At 36.3% G+C, this 22717-nt stretch carries 21 protein-coding genes and 2 pseudogenes; 14 read left to right on the top strand and 9 right to left on the bottom strand.

What is annotated here, in order from left to right:
- Positions 1-246: 246 nt before the first annotated feature.
- Together RMB13_RS19255 and RMB13_RS19250 are read left to right on the top strand one after the other, a co-directional pair.
- Positions 247-2301: a GGDEF domain-containing phosphodiesterase gene (locus RMB13_RS19255; protein WP_080026294.1), complete on the top strand. Its 2055-nt coding sequence runs from the start codon at positions 247-249 to the stop codon at positions 2299-2301.
- 664 nt (positions 2302-2965) lie between these two features.
- Entirely contained in the window at positions 2966-3526 is a 561-nt protein-coding gene (locus RMB13_RS19250; protein ID WP_311086103.1) for a TetR/AcrR family transcriptional regulator, read from the top strand.
- A 274-nt stretch (positions 3527-3800) separates the two neighbouring features.
- Here RMB13_RS19250 and RMB13_RS19245 read toward each other — a convergent pair whose 3' ends face one another.
- Positions 3801-4373: a TetR/AcrR family transcriptional regulator gene (locus RMB13_RS19245; protein ID WP_056482823.1), complete on the bottom strand. Its 573-nt coding sequence runs from the start codon at positions 4371-4373 to the stop codon at positions 3801-3803.
- Between the two features lie 322 nt (positions 4374-4695).
- On the opposite strand from RMB13_RS19245, the gene RMB13_RS19240 reads away from it, so the two are divergent.
- From RMB13_RS19240 to RMB13_RS19235, 3 genes and pseudogenes are all read left to right on the top strand, one after another.
- On the top strand, positions 4696-5559 hold the full coding sequence (locus RMB13_RS19240) for a hypothetical protein (protein ID WP_270903928.1): 864 nt from the start codon (positions 4696-4698) through the stop codon (positions 5557-5559).
- 232 nt (positions 5560-5791) lie between these two features.
- A pseudogene (locus tag RMB13_RS21880) lies at positions 5792-5866 on the top strand (hypothetical protein); the annotation flags it as partial.
- Between the two features lie 214 nt (positions 5867-6080).
- Positions 6081-7283 carry an integrase family protein gene (locus RMB13_RS19235; RefSeq protein ID WP_311086102.1) on the top strand — a complete coding sequence of 401 codons (1203 nt, stop codon included), beginning with the start codon at positions 6081-6083 and terminating at the stop codon, positions 7281-7283.
- Here the strand turns inward: RMB13_RS19235 and RMB13_RS19230 are convergent.
- The 5 genes from RMB13_RS19230 to RMB13_RS19210 all read right to left on the bottom strand — a co-directional run bounded on the left by RMB13_RS19230 (position 7276) and on the right by RMB13_RS19210 (position 13773).
- Positions 7276-7494, bottom strand: a complete 219-nt coding sequence (locus RMB13_RS19230) for a hypothetical protein (RefSeq protein ID WP_311086101.1) — start codon at positions 7492-7494, stop codon at positions 7276-7278. The two genes, RMB13_RS19235 and RMB13_RS19230, sit on opposite strands and share 8 nt — an antisense overlap.
- Before the next feature lie 38 nt (positions 7495-7532).
- Positions 7533-8531, bottom strand: a complete 999-nt coding sequence (locus RMB13_RS19225; protein ID WP_311086100.1) for a hypothetical protein — start codon at positions 8529-8531, stop codon at positions 7533-7535.
- Position 8532: 1 nt separating this feature from the next.
- A complete protein-coding gene (locus RMB13_RS19220) occupies positions 8533-9684 on the bottom strand; it encodes a hypothetical protein (protein ID WP_311086099.1) in 1152 nt (383 codons plus the stop codon).
- A 1534-nt stretch (positions 9685-11218) separates the two neighbouring features.
- On the bottom strand, positions 11219-11512 hold the full coding sequence (locus RMB13_RS19215) for a hypothetical protein (RefSeq protein WP_311086098.1): 294 nt from the start codon (positions 11510-11512) through the stop codon (positions 11219-11221).
- Between the two features lie 68 nt (positions 11513-11580).
- Positions 11581-13773 carry an N-6 DNA methylase gene (locus RMB13_RS19210; RefSeq protein ID WP_311086097.1) on the bottom strand — a complete coding sequence of 731 codons (2193 nt, stop codon included), beginning with the start codon at positions 13771-13773 and terminating at the stop codon, positions 11581-11583.
- Between the two features lie 834 nt (positions 13774-14607).
- On the opposite strand from RMB13_RS19210, the pseudogene RMB13_RS19205 reads away from it, so the two are divergent.
- A pseudogene (locus RMB13_RS19205) lies at positions 14608-14808 on the top strand (IS3 family transposase); the annotation flags it as partial.
- On the opposite strand, the gene RMB13_RS19200 reads toward RMB13_RS19205, so the two are convergent.
- From RMB13_RS19200 to RMB13_RS19190, 3 genes are all read right to left on the bottom strand, one after another.
- Positions 14768-16003, bottom strand: coding sequence for an inovirus-type Gp2 protein (locus RMB13_RS19200; protein ID WP_311086096.1), 1236 nt, complete (start codon positions 16001-16003; stop codon positions 14768-14770). The pseudogene RMB13_RS19205 and the gene RMB13_RS19200 overlap by 41 nt on opposite strands.
- A gap of 1030 nt (positions 16004-17033) precedes the next feature.
- Positions 17034-17201: a hypothetical protein gene (locus RMB13_RS19195; protein ID WP_311086095.1), complete on the bottom strand. Its 168-nt coding sequence runs from the start codon at positions 17199-17201 to the stop codon at positions 17034-17036.
- 111 nt (positions 17202-17312) lie between these two features.
- Entirely contained in the window at positions 17313-17522 is a 210-nt protein-coding gene (locus RMB13_RS19190; protein ID WP_311086094.1) for a hypothetical protein, read from the bottom strand.
- A 528-nt stretch (positions 17523-18050) separates the two neighbouring features.
- Here RMB13_RS19190 and RMB13_RS19185 point away from each other — a divergent pair.
- The 8 genes from RMB13_RS19185 (at position 18051) to RMB13_RS19150 (ending at position 22707) form a co-directional block, all read left to right on the top strand.
- Positions 18051-18314, top strand: a complete 264-nt coding sequence (locus tag RMB13_RS19185; RefSeq protein WP_311086093.1) for a hypothetical protein — start codon at positions 18051-18053, stop codon at positions 18312-18314.
- Between the two features lie 99 nt (positions 18315-18413).
- The gene (locus tag RMB13_RS19180; protein WP_281834537.1) at positions 18414-18560 is read left to right on the top strand and encodes a hypothetical protein; all 147 of its coding nucleotides are present in this window, start codon (positions 18414-18416) and stop codon (positions 18558-18560) included.
- Between the two features lie 71 nt (positions 18561-18631).
- The gene (locus RMB13_RS19175; RefSeq protein WP_311086185.1) at positions 18632-19657 is read left to right on the top strand and encodes a molecular chaperone DnaJ; all 1026 of its coding nucleotides are present in this window, start codon (positions 18632-18634) and stop codon (positions 19655-19657) included.
- An 81-nt stretch (positions 19658-19738) separates the two neighbouring features.
- Positions 19739-20431: a hypothetical protein gene (locus RMB13_RS19170; RefSeq protein WP_311086092.1), complete on the top strand. Its 693-nt coding sequence runs from the start codon at positions 19739-19741 to the stop codon at positions 20429-20431.
- Between the two features lie 70 nt (positions 20432-20501).
- Positions 20502-20840: a hypothetical protein gene (locus RMB13_RS19165; RefSeq protein WP_409070796.1), complete on the top strand. Its 339-nt coding sequence runs from the start codon at positions 20502-20504 to the stop codon at positions 20838-20840.
- A 92-nt stretch (positions 20841-20932) separates the two neighbouring features.
- Positions 20933-21229, top strand: a complete 297-nt coding sequence (locus RMB13_RS19160; protein WP_311086091.1) for a hypothetical protein — start codon at positions 20933-20935, stop codon at positions 21227-21229.
- A gap of 54 nt (positions 21230-21283) precedes the next feature.
- Positions 21284-22333, top strand: coding sequence for a DUF932 domain-containing protein (locus RMB13_RS19155; RefSeq protein WP_311086090.1), 1050 nt, complete (start codon positions 21284-21286; stop codon positions 22331-22333).
- A gap of 122 nt (positions 22334-22455) precedes the next feature.
- Positions 22456-22707 carry a hypothetical protein gene (locus RMB13_RS19150; protein ID WP_311086089.1) on the top strand — a complete coding sequence of 84 codons (252 nt, stop codon included), beginning with the start codon at positions 22456-22458 and terminating at the stop codon, positions 22705-22707.
- Positions 22708-22717 lie beyond the last annotated feature (10 nt).

Here is a 22717-nt window from a genome sequence, read left to right as displayed (position 1 = left end):
AGCCATTGAGACAACTCAACTAGATTAAAGAAATTCTATATTTTTCATATAATTGGCTGCTTAATTTTTGGTTACTCTATTGATTTATAAAGTAAAAAATACTTGACCAAAAGATAGATAATGTTATTGTTTATAACTGACTGAATAAGTCAAATTTACTAAAATTTCTTTAACATGTTTAATTGTATTTTGGGCAATGAGTTGAACAAAATAAAAAAAAGTATTGAATAATCATGGAAGTCCACTATGGGTCATGTTGATTACGATAGCACATTGATCGTCGGCTCTTTTATTGCAGCTGGCATCATTTGCTTTCTTGTAATTTCCATGGAACAATTAATATTCAAGCAAATCTATAAAAAATTTGAGTTTTTAATTTTATTTATCAATGGATTATTGCTGGCATCAGCAATTAGCATTGTTCATATTATTGGTATACAAGCTTATCATCTGTTTGAAACAGTCAACTCGAATATTCCTTTAATTACCGTTTCATTTGCCATTAGTGCTTTGCTATCGTGCATCGCCATGTGGTTGACTTCACGTTTTACGCTACCTTTATTCCGGCTCATTTTAAGCTCTATTATTATGGGAATCGGAATTTCAGCTTCATATTACATTAGTATGTTGGGCTGGAATATTAATATCTACAAAAAAGATTACACCTCTTTCTTGCTATTATTTTCTGTATTAATTGCGATGAGCGGTTCAGGGCTGGCATTTTTATTAGCCTATAAATTAAAAGATACCGAACGTCATCGTCTAACTTTGAAAATCGCATTTTCGGTAATGATGACCTTAAGTATTATGGGAATGCACTATACAGCGCTCATTGCGACGAATATTACTGATAAATTTATTAGCCAATATCAGGCTGAACATGACCTATTATTATTTACGATTATCTTGGTTACATGTTTGGTACTGGTCGCAAGTTTTATTGTTGCGATGTTGGAACAGCGCCTCACTCAACAAAATTTAGAGTTGCGTAAGGCAAATAAAGAATTAGCTAATCTTTCTATACAAGATAATTTAACTAAACTACCAAACCGTCTTTACTTGGTTGATTATGCAGAAGTATTACTTTCAGATCATCGCTATAAAGACCAGAAAATTGCTTTTCTATATATTGATTTAGACCGATTTAAATCGGTTAACGATGCTTTTGGGCATCATATCGGTGATCAATTACTCATTCAAATGGCGAACCGTTTGCATTGGCAACTCAATGAAAAATGTAAGCTGCTTAGAATTGGTGGTGATGAGTTTTTGCTTATTGCAGAAAATACAAATGCAGACGAAGCAGTTGTTTTGGCTGAGAAAGTTTTACAACTGATTCAGGAAAGCTATCAAATTTCTGGCAAGGAAATTAATATTTCTGCAAGTTTGGGTGTGGCACTCTTTCCTGAGCATGGACAGAATGTTCAGGACTTACTCATGAACGCTGATGCCGCCATGCTCATGTCTAAAGAACAAGGCCGAAATACGTATACCATCTTTAGTTATTCAACCCATCAGCAAGAAACGAGAAGTCAGTCGAAACTGATCAATGATCTTTATAAAGCCGTAGAAGAAAAACAGTTCATCTTATATTACCAACCAAAATTTAATACCAATCTTGAAGTTTGTGGAGTTGAGGCATTAATCCGTTGGAATCACCCAGCCTTAGGAATACTTACTCCGCATATGTTCATTGAAGGTGCGGAAAAAACTGGTTTGATCATTCCAATGGGATATTGGGCGCTTGAGCAAGCTTGCCTGCAAATTCAGGAGTGGGAGCGCAGTAACACACCATTTTATCCAGTTGCTGTGAACTTATCGGCACTACAATTTGAAAATAAAAAGTTATTTAGTACACTCGAAGCATTATTAAAAAAATATCAAATTCAACCTCATCACTTAATTGTTGAGATTACTGAATCAACTGCAATGCGGCATATAGACTTGAGTATCCGAGCTTGTGAGCGGTTACGTGACATGGGAATTCGTGTTGCCATTGATGATTTTGGAACAGGGCATTCGAGCTTCTTATATTTAAAAGACTTACCTGTAGATGAATTGAAAATTGACCGTGGCTTTATTGTTGATTTAAAACCGGGTTCAAAAGAAGAAGTTATTCTAGAAAGTATTATTCATTTAGCGAAAAAGTTAGGTTTAACCGTAACGGCAGAAGGCGTGGAAACTCAGCAGCAGGTTGAGATTTTAACCCGTTTAGGCTGTCAGCAATTCCAAGGTTATTTATTGGGGATGCCAGTTCAGGTTGATCAGCTCATTGAGTCTCAAGGCGCTCATTTTGCTTAGTATTAATAGATAGATTAGGCTACTCCAATTTTTTAAAAGACTGATGACTGATTTCTCAATAAATTTTTAATTAAAACTATTTGATTGTATATAATATTTAAAATAATAATTAATTTAATCTAATGAAAAACAATAAGAAATTTAAAATCTTGTCATAAAAGCTACATTGACACCTGTAAACTCTCAGATTATCCTTTGCAAGCTGGCCTACATTGCCAGGTGGTTTTGACAGACCACATACGACCGCATCAGAGTTATTCCGTCTGAGGGATAGTTCTGTGTGTAAGCTCCTCGTCTCCTCCCGTAGCGGTAGGACGGGAGAGGGACACCCTCGGGTGTGCTGGCGTCGTACCAGTCTGTCAACCCTCTTTCGTTCTGCCACCATAATTCTTGATTAATGCTTTGGCAGAACTCCCCATATAAAGGAGTTGGCTATGCATTCTATTTTTATACCTCCAGACTAGTCTATAGCGCGGTTTGATGACCTTTGGGTTTTCAAGCATTAGCTCGTCACGACCAAAAAATCATATCAACAATAAAACTTGAGATGCGCTGAGGCAGTCTTTAGAGGGCCTTTGCATGCCTTTTTTTGCTTAAAACAAAAGCCTAGGCAGTTTTATCTCATTGAGACACAACAAGAACTTATTTTTATAACGGTAAAACTATGCAACATTTAGATCTTCCATTTCGTGCTTTAAGCGTGCTTCATTCTGCAAGATATCTCTTTAATAATTATGGTTTTCACAAAGTCGGGGTGGACCGAATTATTGAAGCAGCAAAACTCCCCAAAGCTACCTTTTATAATTACTTTCACTCAAAAGAAAGGCTCATTGAAATGAGCTTAACCTTTCAAAAGGATGGTTTAAAACAAGAGGTGCTTTCAATCATCTATGTTCAGAAAGGCTTAACCGTAATTGAAAAACTCCGCAAAATTTACTTCTTACATGCAGATTTAGAAAGCCTTTATCATCTGCTATTTAAAGCTATTTTTGAAATTGAAAAGCTTTACCCAAAGGCCTATCAAGTAGTGGTTGAGTACAGAAACTGGCTCATTAGCGAGATTTATAGACTGCTTTTAACAAAGAACTCAGAGGCCTCAAAAGAAGATGCACACATGTTTTTATTTGTGGTGGACGGGGCTATGGTTCAGCTTTTAGGTGAAAACAGTGTGGATGATAGAGATGCGTTATTGGAGTATTTCTTACGGAATATTATGGTGGATTAATAATATATAAATGTGCATAGTTATAATTGTTAAAGGTTTAGTTATTCTTAATAAAACTCTTATTTTAACGCCTTAAATTGATATAAATTATAAAATTAAAATAAAGAAAATGAGAGTGGCTCCTGTATTTAAAATAGCAGGGGCTTTGCTTTTATAGGGGTGTGACAATAATTTAGATAGATTTTATCAGTAGAGCTGTAATTCATGCTCTACTCATTTTTTTAATGATATTTTAATTCTTCTACAAAACACCTAAAACTATTAAATTGATATATTAAGCGGCGGAGCACGCTTGAGTTTCTTCAAAATTAATAAGCTTTGTTATATAAGACCATGTTTGTTCAGAATTAATTTTTGATTTATTTATTGTGCCATCAATAATGATGCCATCAATAATATTAAGGAAAAGACTGGTAAGTGTATGGGCATCTTTGATTTCTAATTCTACACATGTTGAGAAAACTAATTTGTAAATCCATTCTCGATATTTATTAACCTGATCTTTAATAGACGGGTACAATTGTAGAACTTCAATGGTGGCTTTTTTAAATAAACAACCATTGAAATCATCTGCATTAATCCAGTCGATATACCAGTTGAAAATGGTTTTAAGTCTAATTAAAGGGTTGTTAATATTATTAATTTTTTCTGATATTGAAGATTGAATTTCTAAATTTCTTTCATGAAGGCACTCTTCAATTAAGTTTTCTTTAGAAGAAAAGTACTTATAAAAAGTCATTTTTGCCACATTGGACTCAGCAATAATCCTATCAACACCAACAGATGTATAGCTTTTCTGGTTAAAAAGGGATGTTGCTGTTGTTATAATATTTTCTCTTTTTGTCATCGTGTTCACCGTCGCGAATATTTTTGATTAACTTTGCTATTGTAAGTGTTAAAGCTTAAATAAAACTTATTTTATAATATTTAAAAAACTATATTTATTCAATAGTTTGGTTAATCTTAAAAAATAATATTTTATATATTTGGTTGGCAATAATTTACTTTTTTAAATATTATTAATTAATCCATTGATTTGTTGAGTTAATAGACATAATATCAGGTTGTTAAGGATGGGTATATGGATTTTATTTTAGCAATTGAATGCAAATTGAAATAAGGGAATACCCCACTTAACTATAAGAAAAAACTTTTTATTGAGAATGATTATGTCAAAAAAATTTGAAGATTTTAATAATCCACGAGAAAAAGCATTGCAGGGGATGAGAAATAGTATTCCTGCAAAACAATGGGACGAAAATTTAAATTTTCTCAAACAGTTAAGAAATAAAATTGCAGAATTACCAGTTTGTAAACATCCTGCAATTGAAATGTTAAATCATGGTTATCTAGATAAGGATACTTTAACTCATATTCATTTAGAATATCGTCATGCAATTGTACAGATTTTTACTGATGCTTTATTACAAGCGCAGTTCCAAACAAAACAACTGGAACCAAAACTCCATTCTGGAGCTAAAATGTTTCCACGGGTATTATTAAGTTTAAATGTACTTGATGAATTCGGTTTTAGACCGGGATTAGGTAAAGATGATTATTATTTGGGGAATCCTGAATATGCTCATTATCCATTGTATGAAGATTTACTTAATGATTATGGTCTAACGGAAGATGATCGCCGTAATTATAAACCTTCACAAGCCGCAGATCAGGTTCGTTCATTCTTAGAATCTTCTTATGATAGTTATATCAATGTAGTTGCATTGTTAGCAGTTGCCGAAGAAGAGGTTATTCTGTTTAGCCCTCCATTACGTCAAGCGACCAAATTTGTGAATATCGATGTTGAAGGTGGCGGATATTACCATGTGCATGGTGTATCTACTGATGAAACGTCTGAGGCCGCTGATGATGACCATCAGGATGACCTTTGGTTTACCTTGGCGCAAGCAATTACAAAAGATGATTATGAAGGCTTAACCAAGCTATGTATTGATTATTGTGCTTTATGGAATGAGTTCTGGAATGTACAAATTGCCGATGTGCAATTTATTGAAGAAAAGAAACTGGCATAAGATATTCTGCTAAGTCCTAAAAAAGCCCATCCACAATCGGATGGGCTTTTTTGATTGTAAAATCTCTAATGAACGAAGTTGTATTCTCAAAAAATGTTCAAAAATCTTATGAGTGACTGATGGCATATCAACAATCATTAAACACTTCTATAAATCTGCTACAATTACGCCAATTTTTATTTTGATCGACTTTAGATCTTTGGCACTGCAATCTCCGCAGTAGGTGTATTTCATGAGTTTTAAAGATGAGTTAGCGGCACAGGTTGCTCAACGCCGCACATTTGCCATCATTTCCCACCCAAATGCTTGAGTCTAATTCACCCCTTTTCATCTTGATTCAACTTACTTTACATGGTTAATGTAGGTTTATAAATTTAATAAATTTTTCTCTATATTGGTTGAGTGGATCTATTCAACCCATTTCATCATTATTCAAGTTGAGTCACTTGGTTTGTGTACATTTTAGTGTACAGGATTTATAGTCAAAACTTGTTTAGTAAAAATTGTACACAGGACCACTTATGGCTCTTACAGATACATGGCTTAAGAAAAACTTAGGAAAAGAACGTGCTGAAACACTTATCGAATCAGATCAAGAGGGATTAAGTGTTCGAGTTTCACCTAAAGGCAAAATTACATTTCAAATGCGATTCCGTTATAAGGGAAAGCAAGCACGTTTAGATATTGGCAGTTATCCATTAATAAGTCTAAAAGATGCTAGAGCTGAATTATTAAAAATGAAGGCTGTATTGGAGCAAGGCTATGATCCTCGGATTCACAAAAAAGTGGAAAAAGTCAAAATTGCTGAAGCTGTTACGTTTGAAGAACTATATGAAATGTGGCATGAAAAGTATTGCTTAAGAGAAAAAACACAGGCTAAAGAAATTTATAGAACATTTGAGCTGTATGTATTTCCTGTACTTGGTGATTTACCTGTGGATTCGATCACTCTACATGCTTGGTTGGAGCTATTGGAAGCCCATTTTAAGAAGTCAGAATCTATTACTGAACGTATTTTGGTTAATACGAAGCAATGTCTAGAGTGGGGCATCAAACGGACACTTATAGAAAATAACCCTATTCGGCATATTTCTGGGAAAAATGATTTAGGAATCAAGAAGCGTCGAGGGACACGAATTTTAACGGATGATGAAGTAACGCTAACTTGGCGCATTTGTGATGTATCCAGAATGACTGTGAAGAATGCACTTTTTATAAAATTATGCTTGTTTTTTGGTTGTCGTAATGGAGAGTTAAGGACATCTGAGAAGACTTATTTTGACTTGAAAAAATTGATTTGGACTGTTCCGCCAGAGCTGCATAAGACTGGTAAAAATACAGGGCTCCCTTTGATACGACCTATTATTCCAGAAATAGCACCATTGATTGAACTGGCCATGTCCTTGAATGATTCAAAATTCATGTTTGTGAATGACGGGACGACTGAAATGATGAGCCTCAAGAGTCCAGGAAGCTTACCTTATAACATTATGCAGTATGCTCGTAGAAACTATAATATCAATATGCCACATTGGTCGATACATGATTTGCGTCGTACAGCCCGTACGAACTTTAGTGCTTTTACATCTCGTGATGTTGCTGAACTTATGGTTGGGCACGCAATGCCAGGGGAGCAAGGAACCTATGATTTATATGATTATTTGGAACCCCAAACTAGAGCATATCAATTATGGTGGGATAAATTGAAAAGTCTGGCTAATTAGCCAGACTTTCTTTATTATTTTTAAAGTATTTTTCTTCCCATTCATTAAACGTATCTTCATCCCATAAACTCATGGAACCAGCCCCTTTTTTTGCAGGCGCGGGCATTGGTTTTGCAAATAACCTTTGTTTTTGCTGTTGATAGCGCCAAATTGTTGCTGCTGAGCATCCATTGAGGCGCGCTCGAACCTCTTTTGAAGTTAAATATGCCATGATATCTCCAGTTCGGTTGAGAGCTATATAGCTCTTATTTAGCTGCTCAATAGTTGATTTTGTTGAGGCTTGGAAAATAAAACTTTAAAAGTAGGTTGTGTTCCACCCACTCTGATGAATTTATCTGTACCCACTACATATGCTTTCAACCGTCTCATTTGTTCGTTGAAATCAGAGGATTTCTTAATGAATCGGTTACTTAATAAAAATCCATTGAGGTGATTAGATGCCAATACAACATGGTTTTGACTGTTGGGCTCTACCAGACGTTTGACCTCTTCCATGAATTCCAGATTGGTAAAACTGGATGGATCATCAATGTACCGACATTCAGTGAAGACAAAAAAACGGCGAACGAGTTGATAGTGAATTGATAGTTCTTGTTTGACCAATACGCCACGTACCGCATTTTTTTCACTCTGGCAGATGAGTCGTGTGATTTCTTTATCTATAGACTCTGCAAAATCAGATTGACTAGTAAAGGCAGCATTTGGATACATGTGTTGATTGAGTGGGTAGTAACAGACCACTTCATGTACATCAAAACCTGACACTGCTTTGATCAATCCTTTTGTAAATTGATCAAATTGCTGTGCAGTATCATTTGATAGCTCATTCCATTGGTTAAGCTGTTGACCATATTGGCGTGTTAACAGGTAGTTCTTAAACTGTTGGATATGATTCAGAATAAAATCCTGATTAAGTTCCTGATTTGGCTGAATGCAAATGAGCCCCGTCTGGTTTAAGAAATGATAAATAGCTTCTAAGAACGGATGCACCTTAGCATGAGTTACTCGGCCATTCATGAAAGGACAGTCTTTTATTATTGGCATGGTTGAAGCAAGCTTGTGTCCAGCTTGATTTAAATACATTCGTTTTTGGCCATTCTCATCAACTTGTGGCGAGTAAATAGATTTAGTTTTCAATACTTGCTGGCAAGCTTGATCAATACTATTGAGGCATGTTGTTGGGTGATAAGGCTGTTGTGCCATGGCCGCAATTGCCTGACTTTGTATAAGTTGATTTTGGGTTAACATTTTATTTGCCCTTCTTCACATTCAAATTCTGATTTAAACCACTTGCTTTAACTTTGCCTTTATGGATTACAGGAGGCTGGCTCATCTGTAATCGTCTATAGGCGTTTTTCTCTAGATGTTTCAGTCTAAAAAACTGTTCTAACTGACAGTAATATTGAATACTCAACATGAGATTCTCCTGTTGTTCTTTGTCTGTATCTTTGATCAGGGCAATCCCTATGACAGGGAATTGCCCTGAGTCGTCGTCACAGAAATACGTACAGCCTTGCTGATACGTCAGCCTGCTCCAGTATTGAGATAGGTAATCGACGTAATCCTCGGGCTGACTACAAGTATTGCCATCCAGAAAGAAGATCACTTTGACAAAGAAGCCTCTTTTAAGACTATGTCCAAAGCTAAAGAGATACCCTACAATTTGTTTTAGGGTTTTATTACGCCGCCGGTTCTCAAGGAATTGAGCTATCTGTTGTTTGAGTAGCTCAAGCTGATGAGGTCCATGAAATTCTTGTTTCAGGTCAGTTGGATGATTGTGTTGTAAATCTTGCTGATCTGGCGTATAGGCAAAATCTACAGGTAAAACCCATAACTGACTGTACTTCAGGAATAACTTGCTTACTAGCAACTTACACGACGTCACGTTCTCTTTGTGTCGCTCCTCCCTGTTCCGGATAGCATCCTTAACTGTTGGACTGTTTAGCTCCTTACTTAACAATTCAATAAATTCATTAAGTAATTTGATCCGTTGTTTCAAATTACTTGGGTTTCCTCCTCTCAGTTTTTTTTCAAACAAGCCGTATAGGCTTGGAGGACTATCCATTGCATCTAATGTTTTAAAGAAACATTTAGTCTCTTCACATAGATTGAAATGCTTGAAGTCATTAGGATTGGTATTCATTAGTCCATCAAATACTTTGATGAATGGCCGGAACCAGTCCTCATACTGTAAATATTCTCTGCCTTGAGCTGTCAGTTGGACCGTTGCTGCTGGCAATTGGGTCTTATCACACTCCAGAACAAAGCGAGGTATATCTAACATCCGATCTATACGATAGTCACTGTACAAAAACTGTAATGGATAGATATTAGATGGTATAAGGGTGACCTGATTTTTACAGATCAATGTCCTCAATTCCTTAGCTTTAAGTTCCTTCATATCTCTACCACTTTGGGGCTAAGCAAATATCTGTTCAGCCGTATCATTTCTGCCGTGTCGTTGTAGGGTCCTAGACTTAAACTCATCATAATTCTGTTGGGAAATAGAGAAGGAACTGGCATATCCTTCTCCTTTATGATTAATTGAAGTCCTATGCTTGTGTCTATGAGTAATATTTTACATCGGCCTAAGAAAAATCAGCTTCATTTCGCGTCGTCAGAGGCCTTATATTAAATATATGAAAGTTATGATATTTTTTTTGTAACTGAAAAAATATAAAAAATTAAGATCAGTTCTTTAATTATTCTTGTTCTTAAACTTAACAATATTGTTAATAAAAATGGGTAAAAGATTAGGGGCTATAATTCTAAATGGACTGAAAGTACTTGGTCGTGTTCAAATTAAAAAGTATTGCTAGATATATTTTGAAGAGAGATGGAGAGTAAGGTAATCGTTGAGGTGTTTCATAAATTTTTAGCAAGGACTAAAGGGGAGTAATGATTAAAATTATATGATCTATTTTCTTATTTTCTTATTTTCTTATTTTCTTATTTTCTTATTTTCTTATTTTCTTATTTTCTTATTTTCGTAATAGGAGGGGGGGGCTTAAATAAAGCTTCATTCAGGTTTCCAAATATGAGGTAAGAACTAGATAATGGAATTCTGGTAAACTGAAAGTGTTTCTATGCTCAAACCTTGATGAATCTGTTAATAAAATGAACAAAGAGGTAATTATTTTGTTTGATAGAGTTTTAGGCCAATCTTTATATCCTGCTAGAATTACTAGGGAAGAGTGATTTTTGATTGGTACTTTACTAAACATCATTGAATGAATATGTATGGTTAGAAGAATGACTCTAACTAGAATAGATTTTTCTAGCGCACTTTCTTCTCTTTTGTCCTATCAATGAAATAATTAATAAAAATTAGTTACTTCCCTAACATATTTAGATGGTTTTTTTATTCTTTTGATAAATTAATTTTACCAAGAATGATGAGGAAATATTGATGGATCTTATAAAAGTAGTTTTAGATATAGTTAGTCTTCCGCCAAGTCTTGTCTTTATCCTTAAGTAGCTAGTTGGTCCAGTGTTGATTGATCGACTTCTTGAAAAGCTAACAAAGAACAAACTCTCGTTAGAAAAAATTGTAAAAGTTGCATTAATTAAAGTGCGTAAAAGTATACAATTTCGAGAAGGGATACATCCTTTAAAAATCAAAAGTTTTTTTATTCATCTTTTGTGGTGTGTTGGTGTATGCATGTGCAGTTTTTTCTACACTTAATTACGACAACTGGTTGGTAAAGAGCAATATGAGGATTAGCTACTTTGAGCATGATAGTAGCAAACTAACAAGACCTAAAAGAAAAACTACTAGAATTACCATGTCTTTGGCTTCTGATTTGTTTTGACTTCTTATTCTGCACAAGGCCAAAACACCTGCAATAATAATCAGAATAATGCCAGCCAACCCAAGTAAAGCTAACATTATTCCATGTTCTATATTTGCCGAACTTAGCATAATCTTTAAAAAATTAATTCAGGAGAAGCTTTTTAAGTTCTTTCTCTGTTTTATACAAATGTTCATGGAAATCAGACCATTCGGACATGGTTTCATAATCATAACTACCGTCTTCTAAGATAGGTAGCTCTATTTCTAAATCAGCCATAGTTTGTAGAGAGGCTCTAAAATCTCTATTTAACCCCATATCATTACCAGCTTGTTTTATCATTTGAGCTAGATATCTAGGTTCAATTCCCTCAACTAAAATTTCCACTTGCCCACAATGATCTGTAATTGAATAAACTTCTCCAGGAGTGACTCCCACAGAATCAAAATCACTATCAATACTCCATAAAGCTCCACCATACAGTAAATTTCCTGCATTAGCTTCTTCTACAAATCCAAATGTTTTCTGACATTAGCACTAAACAAAGGAATACCCGTTTGTTTTTGATAAATATCTTTTTTCAGTACCCGTTTCCCAATTCTCAGTTCAAAAATTTCCTCTTGACCTAATTTTACCTTTTTAAACTTTTTAACAGTTTTCGGTAATGGGTAACTCGCTTGTTCTTTTTGCCATTTAACAATAAGAGATTCTAAATTTTCCATTTTACGGTCTAGGCTTTTTTGGGCTGTAACAGGATCTTCATCCTCTGTTAACAAACCTAGCTCCTGAGCTACTGATTTATCCCAATAATGACGAATATTTATCGACTTGCTTTGATATAAATTAATAGACTGTGTAATAACAGCCCTACGCACTTTGGAATCAATAGGAGCGTCTACAGAATGTAACTTATAAGCAGTTATCAGATCTTCTAGATCATTTTCAGCAATAGGTAATCTTCTCGCATCTCGACTTTCACCTATTTCACTCACAGCAAATAGCAATACATTTTCTTTTTCTAACTTTTTCTTTAGTGCTTCAGGTGATAACTGTACAGGTCTTTTCTTTAAATGTGCAACTACTACTCTCTTTGGCGTATTAAAGAACGTTCTTTCTGGTAATAAAGCTAAAAGATCTAATTCACAATTTTGATAAACCCAATCACGTAATACTTTATCAGTAGTCCTCATAAAAAACGTCTCTGGTAACAATACCCAAGCGTCTCCATTTGGTTTCAATGCCTGCACTATAAATTGAACAAATAATCCTTCTACACCGCTATATTTACGAGCAAAATACTCTTTTCTCACCGGTGAATTATTTATCAGCTTTCCAATATCAGCAGATCCAGAAACAACATAAGGTGGATTACTTATTATTAAATCATACTTGTCTTTAGATAAATCATCTAAAGCACCCAATGAGGTATCTGATCTACAATTAAAAACTTCGTTGAGCCACTTGGCAAATGCTGGTACGCGACTTGGTTGATCAGCTAATAAATCACCACAATGCACTAAGGCATTTGCCTTCGCTAAAATAGCTGTTTTAGGAACAATTTCTAAAGCTTTCCACTTATGAATAGGCTCCATTTCATCATCAGATAAAACCCATTGCCTTTGTAAATCCCTTGCCATTTGCTCAAGAATAAAGCCTCCAACGCCACTAGCTGGATCACAAATTTCTCTTCCATGTGAAAGGCGCCCCACTTGAGCCATATCATATATAGCGCCTACAATTTTCCTTGGAGTGAAAAATTGCCCAAAAGTTGTTGTTGTATCACTTTCCTGTAAGAAAGATTCATATAACTTAGTTTTAAACTCTGGATCTGTATTTTTTAGGGATCCAAATTTAATAAATTTCTTCAACAATTCATGAAAAATATAGTTATGATCTTTATTCGTAGGTTGGAAAACAATGCCATTAATAATACTTAATCCATCTTCCCCCTCTGGGAAAAGATGTTTTATATATGGGCGTATGTTTTTCATATAGTATTGAAAACAATACTCTTTATCTAAAGATAAAAGATAATCAATCGAAACATCGGTTCCTATATGGTCCCTCTGCATTAAATTCAGATCGTTCAAGAATTTATATACAAACAATTCTACAAATGTAGCTAAACAATCTTCTGGTCTATCGGCCTTTAAACGCCAGATTGTTTGCCATACCGATTTAGCTAGAGCATGCGGATTTACATTTGTAGGACTTTTCACTACTCCTGAATCAGGATCATAGTTATTCACTATATATGTGAACTCCGATACGAAAGTTTTATCATTAAAATCAATTTTTACTGGTAAAGCTTTATTATCATCCCTTGTAATTAATTTTACCTCATCAAACCCACCAGCAATCCAATAAGTTGTTGCACCATCTGTCAAATAACCTATTTTTGTATCTGTAGGATTAAGTTTTGACTCCAAAAGATCCTTTGATAATCTTTTCCAGTTCCTATTTGTAATTCTTCCTGTCGACTTATCCTCGCCAATAGCTATTGTTCTTAAAAAAGGAGTTCGGCCAATAATTATTGCATCACATTTTTGGGTGCGCCATTTTCCAAAATCCTTTTTTGATAAAATTCCATGTTCAGAAAACTGGTTTAACGTAGTTAACTGTGTTTGAAACAGCTCAAAATCACCAATTTTTTTCCCAATATTAAGAGGATAGCGATGTTGAAGTTCTTCGGAAGGCATACTAAATCAATATAAATCAAAATTTCCCTTATAGTAGAACAATAAGAGAAAATCCTAAACAGAAAATAATTTTTATTTAATGTAAATTATCTATAAATTTCTTGAATGTATATTGGCCAGGAACAAGACAGCTGATAGCAATTAGTTTCTTAGGTGAATAACTTTGTGAAAAGAGCTACTACCTGTACTAAACAAGTGGCGTAGGAATCTCAGCCTTTTTTGTTTGCTGAGTTTTTCATTTACTTTCTTCCACTTTATGCATTTGTCGGTGGTATGCTTTTTGTATATTTATAGGGGATATACAGTGCCAGGGCACTTCTCCTATGGCAAACGGATACGTCAAGCAAAACTCAGACAGTATGTCTCATTGATTTCGGAAGCTCCCTATTCTAGTCAAGGTCCACTGCAGTACTCCACGAAAAGTGTTAGTTTTCTTCAAGTTTCAGGTACGGTCCATCAACTGTATATCCCTAAAAGATATGGTTTCGTGATGGTCTATCATTCAGTTTGCTTGTTACTTTTCTTGTGCTTAGCCATCATCATTTTGCAAGAGGTTTGGGTCTCTGTTGGTCTTTTACCTTAATCTTCAATACCTTAGTAATAATATCCAGGTCTCATTAACTCCATTGAATTTCTTATCAACTCATGAATTCAATTTTTTGTTTTTATTAAGAAATACATGGGTATTTGTTCGTACTTGTAATCAGTAGGTTCACAGTTCAATCCGTGTGCCAGCACCATCATTAAACCTCATGAATATTTGATTTATGTTTTTTTGTTGCCTATCCAACAAGTTCCCATACTATTTCCAGTTCTTTGGCTTACCGAAAGCTTTTTCATACATTGAAAGGTCATGTGATACATGGCAGTGTGTTTGCTACTCGAAAAGAAGCAAATGCTGTCTTGTTTGATTATATTAAGATTTACTACAATCGGATCAGAAGGCATTCTGCAAATGGCTGGTTAAGCCCAGATGCCTTTGAACAGAAATATTTTAAGAATTTAGAGGGATTGGTTGTCGACGATACTGGCTAGGATCAAAATGTGATTCGTCATAGATACGGTGACGCCCCATCTTAACATTAGGTATTTCTGGAAGCTTACTGATACGAAATCCACGGAGGTGTTTCCGTGTCGTAAATTGGAAGTACTGATCATTCTTGCAGAGATAATCGAAACTCTGCTCAAGGTTTTTCAGCATTTGTTTGTCAGAGTAATCAAGCATCCCTAAAGCACAGTAACGGTAATCCTCTTTCTTCATATTGCAGATAAATACCGAGCCTTGGTTATTAGTCACTCGTTTCCATTGTTTGGCAATATATTGTCCCCAGCTAATATCTTCCTGATGGTCTTGTCCATCAAAAAAGTAATAGGCATGCACGTGGAAACCCTTTTGAGGACCGTATTCAATGCGGTGGATATAACCCAGTGCGTGCTTCATTCGGTTGTGCCTAGCATTCTCATTGAGTCGCTCAAGTGCTTTTATAATGAATTGGCTATCTTGTTCTGACCTCCATTGGTCAGATGAAATATGGTGATTTATCAGACTTTCTGGAGCTCGCATAATACCGAGGTCTACTCGGACAACCAGTATTTTGGAGTGTACATGAAGTAGGGCATGTACAAGATTTATCATACTCTCTTTGGTATCTAGTCGGCTGGCTTTACGGTTATGCAATCGTTTACGAACTTTAGAACTACTCATTTTCTCGTTCAGAATGTTCTGGAACTGATTCAAAGCAATAACGTAGGCTTGAGCCTGTTCATTGGTATAAGCACTAGTTGATGAGAATGTGCCTAGAACGAATCTTTCTGCATTCGTTAAATTTTGAATAACTGAATGGATGGTTTCTAACTCTACGCTCACAGTATAGGTGCCAGACACGGGCATGGAGAAGACAGAAGGCAATGCTGTGATCAATTGGACTGGAAGATCTTTTGTATATTGCACGGATAGTTTCTTATTGCCCTGAATACCTTTAGTCGTTCGCAATGAGGCTAAAGGACGCTGTTTACGACAATGAACCCCTAACTGTAAGCGGTCAATAAAACATTGAGTTTCAGGATGAGAAGACAATCGAAATTCAACTAGATCACCTTCATCATTATTTACCTTATAACAAGAATAATTTTCCTGAATTTGATCAAGTAGCTGAAGTGCTTTTAGGTCGTCTAAGGGCCATTGCCCAGCAGTGGAGGCTAAGTTCGGTTTAATAATGCAGTGGTTCATAGATATATACCTAATGAAAGTTGGATGATGTATTTGGGTAAATTAGACAACGCTCTCTTTGGGACATTGTTTTAAGCAGTGCCGAGCATTCAAGAATTAAGTGGAGGTGCTACTAGTCGTTGTTATACATACAGGGGAAAGTACATCGACTGATTGGGGAGTCTGTACCACCAGCCATGGGATAGATCGGATTGCCTGTTAATCGGATGTTGGTGAGTAGAGACATAGGAGAGATAATCTAACTTTGGGTATGTGTGTTAGTTCATTGATGAAATATATCTTGGATATATATTTCATCTGAAATACTAGATGGTATGTATTTACTGAATATCTAGTTACATAGATTAGTTAATTAAATATATAAATAATTTAAAACCTAAACTCCGTTCATGTTTTGCCTACTTCTATACGGCAATTTTAACCTTCTCGGAAATACGAGCATATTTGGATAAATCCGATATACGGACTTAAGCAGATCATAATGCTCTTTTCTAACGAACTGGACTCGGTAGTTTTTATCTCGTATGAAGTGTCAGTACTGTAAAAAATAACTGAATTAGTCTTCTTATGAAGCTAAAGCAACAAAGAATTAAATCTGTATTTTATATCTAGAAGACATCCCCATCTCATTGCAAACTAAGTGCATGTCGACAGTTGTTTTAAGTCATTCGTGAATCTGATAATAGACTTTGAAAGTTGTACGCTCTTAGGTTTAAGATGATCTTTTTAAACGTAATTGTAGATAAGCATGTGCGTAAAAAAAACGATGAAATTGATCTGATAAAGTCCTCTTATTGGACTCCAAATTAAACATTCGTTGAGATTCTTTTTATAAAATGTTGAACATAATTTTTACTTGGGAAAATAGAAAATTAGTAGATTTGGTGTTTTAGAGTAAGTAAGAAATAGATAGACGGGTACTGGTTCAATAAACAATAGAATCAGTTCCCCAAGATTCAATTGTTTTATGAAAAAAATATATCTTTCTTAAGTTAAAAGTTTATTAGGGGCATTAAATAGCCCCTAAAACTTAATCGTCATCAGACGAAATAGCCTGCTCGTATTCTTCTTCCCATATTGCTTCGGCTTCCTGTTCTGAACAGCCTTTTTCAGCCATGATTTGTTGAATTTGTTCGTCTCTATCTGCTTCGAATTGATCAAATTCATCCTGTTCATGAGGACTAATAGGCTTTGACATATATTCTACCTAAAATATAAATGATTTGAATAACATGTCATATTCTAAAAGTAGGGTCAATATTAGATGCAGTTAAGATTTAAATATAAATCCATTCAAGTTTTTACAAAGTTATTTAATCAATTGCAATGCGAGATTGTAGGCTGTGGTTTTAGAAATTGACTCTGCTACAAAGAACTCTTGGGGCGGTGCAAAGTCTACAGTCTGTTTAAGATAACGCGTCTGTTTTCCTGTCTCTTTGTCTTTAAAAATAAACTCATCCTGTGCATGAGAATATTCTTGTCCATATAGCGGGCCACCAAGACATTTTAACCGAAACACTGAATCATCCTTAAATTTACCTAATGGTTAGTTTAAAGAGTTAATCTAATGAAAAACAATAACAATCATTTTACGACTTAGTCGATAGATGATTGACACCTTAAATATTGCACATTATCCTTTGCTTGCTGGCCTACATTGCCAGTCGGTTTTAGCAGACCGTTTCATAGGGTATTAAAAGAATCCTCTTTTAATACTGGCTTCTCGTTCCCTCCCGTAGCGGTAGGACGGGAGAGGGACACCTACGGGTGTGCTGGCCCTATGACCAGTCTGCTAACCCTTTCTCGTTCTGCCACCATAATTCTCTAATGCTTTGGCAGAACTCCCAATATAAAGGAGTTGGCTATGCATATTCTTTTTATAACGCCTGATTAGTTTTTAATAGGGTTTGAAACTTCTGGTTGATCAAGCTTTAGGTCTTTTCGTCTAAAAATTTAACTTAAAAAATGTCATGTGAGCTACACCATGGCGGGGCTTCGTATTGCCTAAAAAAGCCTAAGCTCCATGACGATGTCACTGGATAAAACGATGAAAAATAAAATTTTGATGGGTTTGGTGGGCGTCAGTGTTCTGATGATTACGGGTTGTTCTTCTGATTTCGAAAAGGGTATGAAACAAAGCTGTAGGAATACTGGAGGGAGTCGCAGTTTTTGCTCCTGTTTCTACGACAGGATGGAAGAACATTATGGCGAAGAGAAGCTGGAGGCAATTGGCATGATGCAAGTCAGGATGCCGGAAGACTTCGAAGAGGTGTCGTTTAAGTCTGGTCAGCAATGTGCGCATAAACTTTAGAGCTCGTATTCAGATTCAATCTTAGCTTGTTCTTGGATTCCACCTGCTGCCATAGAGCAGCGGGTTGAATAGGCTGACCTAAAAAATGAGGAATTTACAATGAAACATCCATTGATTGGCCTTTATTTCACCATTGTGATTGGTTATTGGCTGTATTTGATTTGGCAGTATCCCATTTATTCTGGTGGATATGCCTTGGGGCGGGCGCTTGTTTGGCCTGCTGATTTTCTACGTTGGTTGTTTTAATACCTACATCTTAGGAGATTGCCATGACAATCATATCGAGAGAATCACTCCAGAAAAGCCGTTGGATGTTGATGCTAAGAGCGAGTGACAATATTTATTTTGCACCTGCTATTCCTTATAAAAAATTGCAAGGGGCCATGAGTTATCTCCCTCAAGGGATTCATCCAGATGAAATCCTCATGCTGATTGACGATACGGTATTTGGCAGTGCTAAAGCTGGACTTTGTGTGACGGCGACCGGACTGTTTTATAAAGAAAGCTTTGGAGATGACGCGACCTATCTCATTAAAAATATTAGTCATGTCGAGGCAGATATTGGAATCATTAATCATGGCATCGTACTGAATCGGGTAGAAACTTTGACCTTTACCCAACTGGATAAGAGGATAGTACGGACATTAGCTTCATTCTTAAATGAAGTCTGTCAGGGACAAACAGAAATTTATCAGGCTCCACCACTGATTGATGCAGAACTTAAGGTAATTATTGATCTGTTTGCTTATTTCATCACATTCAATATGAGGGGATGGGATGTTGAGTCTAGAGCGGCAATATCCAATCACTTTAAAAAGTTGAGAGATACACAAGTAGATCAGTATGTTGAAAAACGAGTGAATCAACAACCAAACTTCGATTATGAAAATTTATTGCATCGTTTTGCAGAACTTAAAGATGTGCTGTCTTATAAACTTCGTACGGAGATGATCGAGCAACTGGTTTATGCCATGGCACTGGGTCAGGTTGAACAGACTCAAGCTGATCTTTTCATGACCCATTTGTGTCGTGTATCCAATGTTTCTAAAGCCATATTTCCAGACCTAGTCAAAATTATCTATCAATGTCTAGCAGATGAAATGAATCAGTCTATTGCCTCAGCTTTAAACAGTGAACAACTTCAAGCCTGCCAATTTCTTGATATTCCGCCTAAATCACTGACTGAGCAAAGCTTGCAAACTACGTACAGAAAAAAGATAGCTGAGTTTCATCCGGATAAATACCAGAATTTACCTGAATCCGTTCGTCAATTGATTGAAAGCCAAGCCCAGCAACTCAATCAGGCGAGGGCCATATTAAAGCGTTATCTGGACAATAACTGAAGATAAAGAACTTTTAATTACATATTACCCCAGTGAAGGCAGCCCTAATGCGCCGAATATCCTCTATCTCAAGGTAATGATATGAATATGATAAACAACAGTGCCAATTCAACCAAAAAAATACCACCGTTATATTGGCTGTTAACGCTAGTCGTGATGGTTGTACTCATTGCAGGCGGTATTTTATTGAATCAACATCAAAAACGACAAACTGAGCTTCAATTGGCTCAACTGGCTTTAGAGCAATCTAAAGTGCAAAATCAATCTACTGTAACACAAGCAACCTCTGAACCTGCTGAATCAGGTTTCACCGGAATTGAAAGTATGGTGGAAAACCCAGAATCAGAATCTACTCATTCACAAGCTGAGGATGAGGTGGTTGCAGGTGCTATAGCAGCCGTTGATAACGCAAAAGCACAAGATGCACATATTGGGAAGCTCAGTTCAGAAGTTGATGGTGAATACCATGAAGGACAAACTTTAAGTTCCAATGCTGCTCGCTATGGCTTAAAGCCAATCAAATCTGCCCCTGGTGATTTAAAAGCAACCCTCCCAAATATTGATCAAATGTTAGCGTCACACCTCATGAATGTATGGGGCCGTTCAAGTCTAGATCAGGTGGCTAAACGAGTAGAAGGATGGAGCCAGCAAGGCAATAGCATGACGTATCGTGCTGCATGGGACTCTGATCGTTACCAATGTACCTGGTATGTGGTGAGCTGGGATAAGAACAGCAATCAAGTCCTGAATGAAGGATACCAACCATGTTTCTAATTGCTCCATGATTCAATTTAAATCCAGATAAATCATCGTTAGCGTAGTTTTAAAATCGGAGAAGATCACAATGAAAAATAAGACAATGCTTCAATGGCTTGGGTGTGGCCTGATGGGCATATTGATGACCACATCAGCAATCGCCAAGACAGAACAAATTATCTTAAAAAAAGATATGGGATTCGGTGAAGAGGCGGTAATTTTTTCTACAACTCAAGGGGAACGGGTGTTTAATTATTTCGCCTTCCCTGAAAAAGTTGCTCAGCAAATCAAACCCTATAAAAAAGGACAATGTTTAGAGATCAAATCTAAACATGGTTTTTTCAATGGCAATGAGGATGAGCACTCTATCGATAGTATTCGACCTTGTCCCAAGAACGGTTTAGCGACTCCCAAAGTAAGTCGTTAATCTAACTTAATCTAAAAAACGACATAAAGCTAAATCGAACCACAAGCATCTGCTTGTGGTTTTTTTATGTCTTTTATTTAGAGGAGAAGACTATGCACAAATGTCCTTACTGCCATTCGCAGCATCTGAAATTACTACGGCAGTCGGAGCAAACTCATCAAAGTGTATTTGCCAAGCTTTCATCTTTCTCACCGATGTCTCTAGCCGCAGCCTGTATGCAATTGTCAAAGCGAAGTCCTATACATCCTTTGGTTGGGGGCTTTGTCGGCTTAGTCGTAGGTGGCATGTTTCTACTCTACGTTCAGCATCAAGACAACACGGTGACCTTGCATTATCAGTGTGAGCAATGCTTACAACATTTTGAAATCGAGCAGTCAGGTTTTTCATGACCCTCATCTTTTGCAGCATTCAAATTATCTACATCACTTAATAGGAAAACAATCATGGCACATCAAGTTGAAACAATGGCATTTATAGGCCAAACCCCATGGCATGGTTTAGGCAATCAACTGACCCAAAAGCAACCTATAGAAGTCTGGGCTGAACAAGCGGGTATGGATTGGAAAATTGAATCATCCAATGTCAGTTATATGGCAAAGAATGAACGTGGACAGAGCATTATCATGCCGTATGAAGAGCAGCGCGTGTTATATCGTTCAGATACCCATGCACCATTATCGGTCGTAAGTCAGCGTTATCAAGAAGTCCAACCGATGGAGATTCTAGAGTTTTATCGAGACTTAACGGAGCAATCAGGTTTTGAACTGGAAACCGCTGGCGTGCTCAAAGGTGGCCGCAAGTTCTGGGCATTGGCTAGAACAGGACAATCAACAGCACTGAAAGGAAAGGATGTCAGTAATGGCTATATTTTATTAGCAACAGCATGTGATGGGACATTAGCCACTACGGCGCAATTTACCTCAATTCGCGTAGTGTGTAATAACACTCTGGCGATTGCTTTACGTGGGCAGAATAGTAGTGCTAGTGTGGTGAAAGTTCCGCATAGTACCAAATTTGATGCTGAAAAAATTAAACAGCAATTGGGTATTTCAGTTTGTACATGGGATGAGCATGTGTATGAAATGAAACAGTTGAGTCAACGTAAAGTGACCCAGCAGGAAGCCGCAGCCTACTTTGATGCGGTGTTCAATAATACGAACCTGAGCATTGCTGAACAAGATGAAAGTATCATTCAGTTCTACCGTAATGTGGCAAGACCTCAACCACCCCATTCATCCAAAACCGATAATAAAACAGAACCAAATGGACGTGCCATGTCTAAAGTGATGACCATGTTTAATGGGCACGGACGTGGGGCAGAACTCAGCTCAGCCAAAGATACGGCTTATGGTTTACTCTGCTCAATAACCGAGTTCTGCGATCATGAACGGCGTGCGATTTCAACTGATCACCGCATGGACTCTGCATGGTTCGGTGCTGGAGCCAACCTTAAACAACGTGGACTGGAGCAGGCATTAAGAATGGTGTCCTGAATTTACAAAGCTATTTCATAATTTCATACTTTAAGTCTAAATAAAGGAATCCATGCGTTGAAAATTTATGAAAAGCCTTCATAAAGAATCATTTAGTATATTGTAAACAGAGAGCGCAAAGAATGGGCGGACAATATTCAAATGGTCTTATGATTGAACCGTTGCAAGATGGATTTTTATTGAGAATTAACAATAAAAACCTTTTTGATTTTTTGTGGGTGAAATTTGCCAAAGATTTCGGGCATGAGCGTTTTATGATAAATGTATCAGTTAATTCTTCTGATTACAGAATTCATATTCAAAAATTAGAAGCTCATGTATTAGCAGAAGATTTAAAATGTATCCCCGCTGATTCTCTAAATCAATATGTTTAGAGTCTAATTT

The organism is Acinetobacter sp. V102_4, from assembly GCF_031799005.1.
Taxonomy (GTDB): domain Bacteria; phylum Pseudomonadota; class Gammaproteobacteria; order Pseudomonadales; family Moraxellaceae; genus Acinetobacter; species Acinetobacter calcoaceticus.
This window is presented reverse-complemented; position numbering and strand designations above follow the sequence as displayed.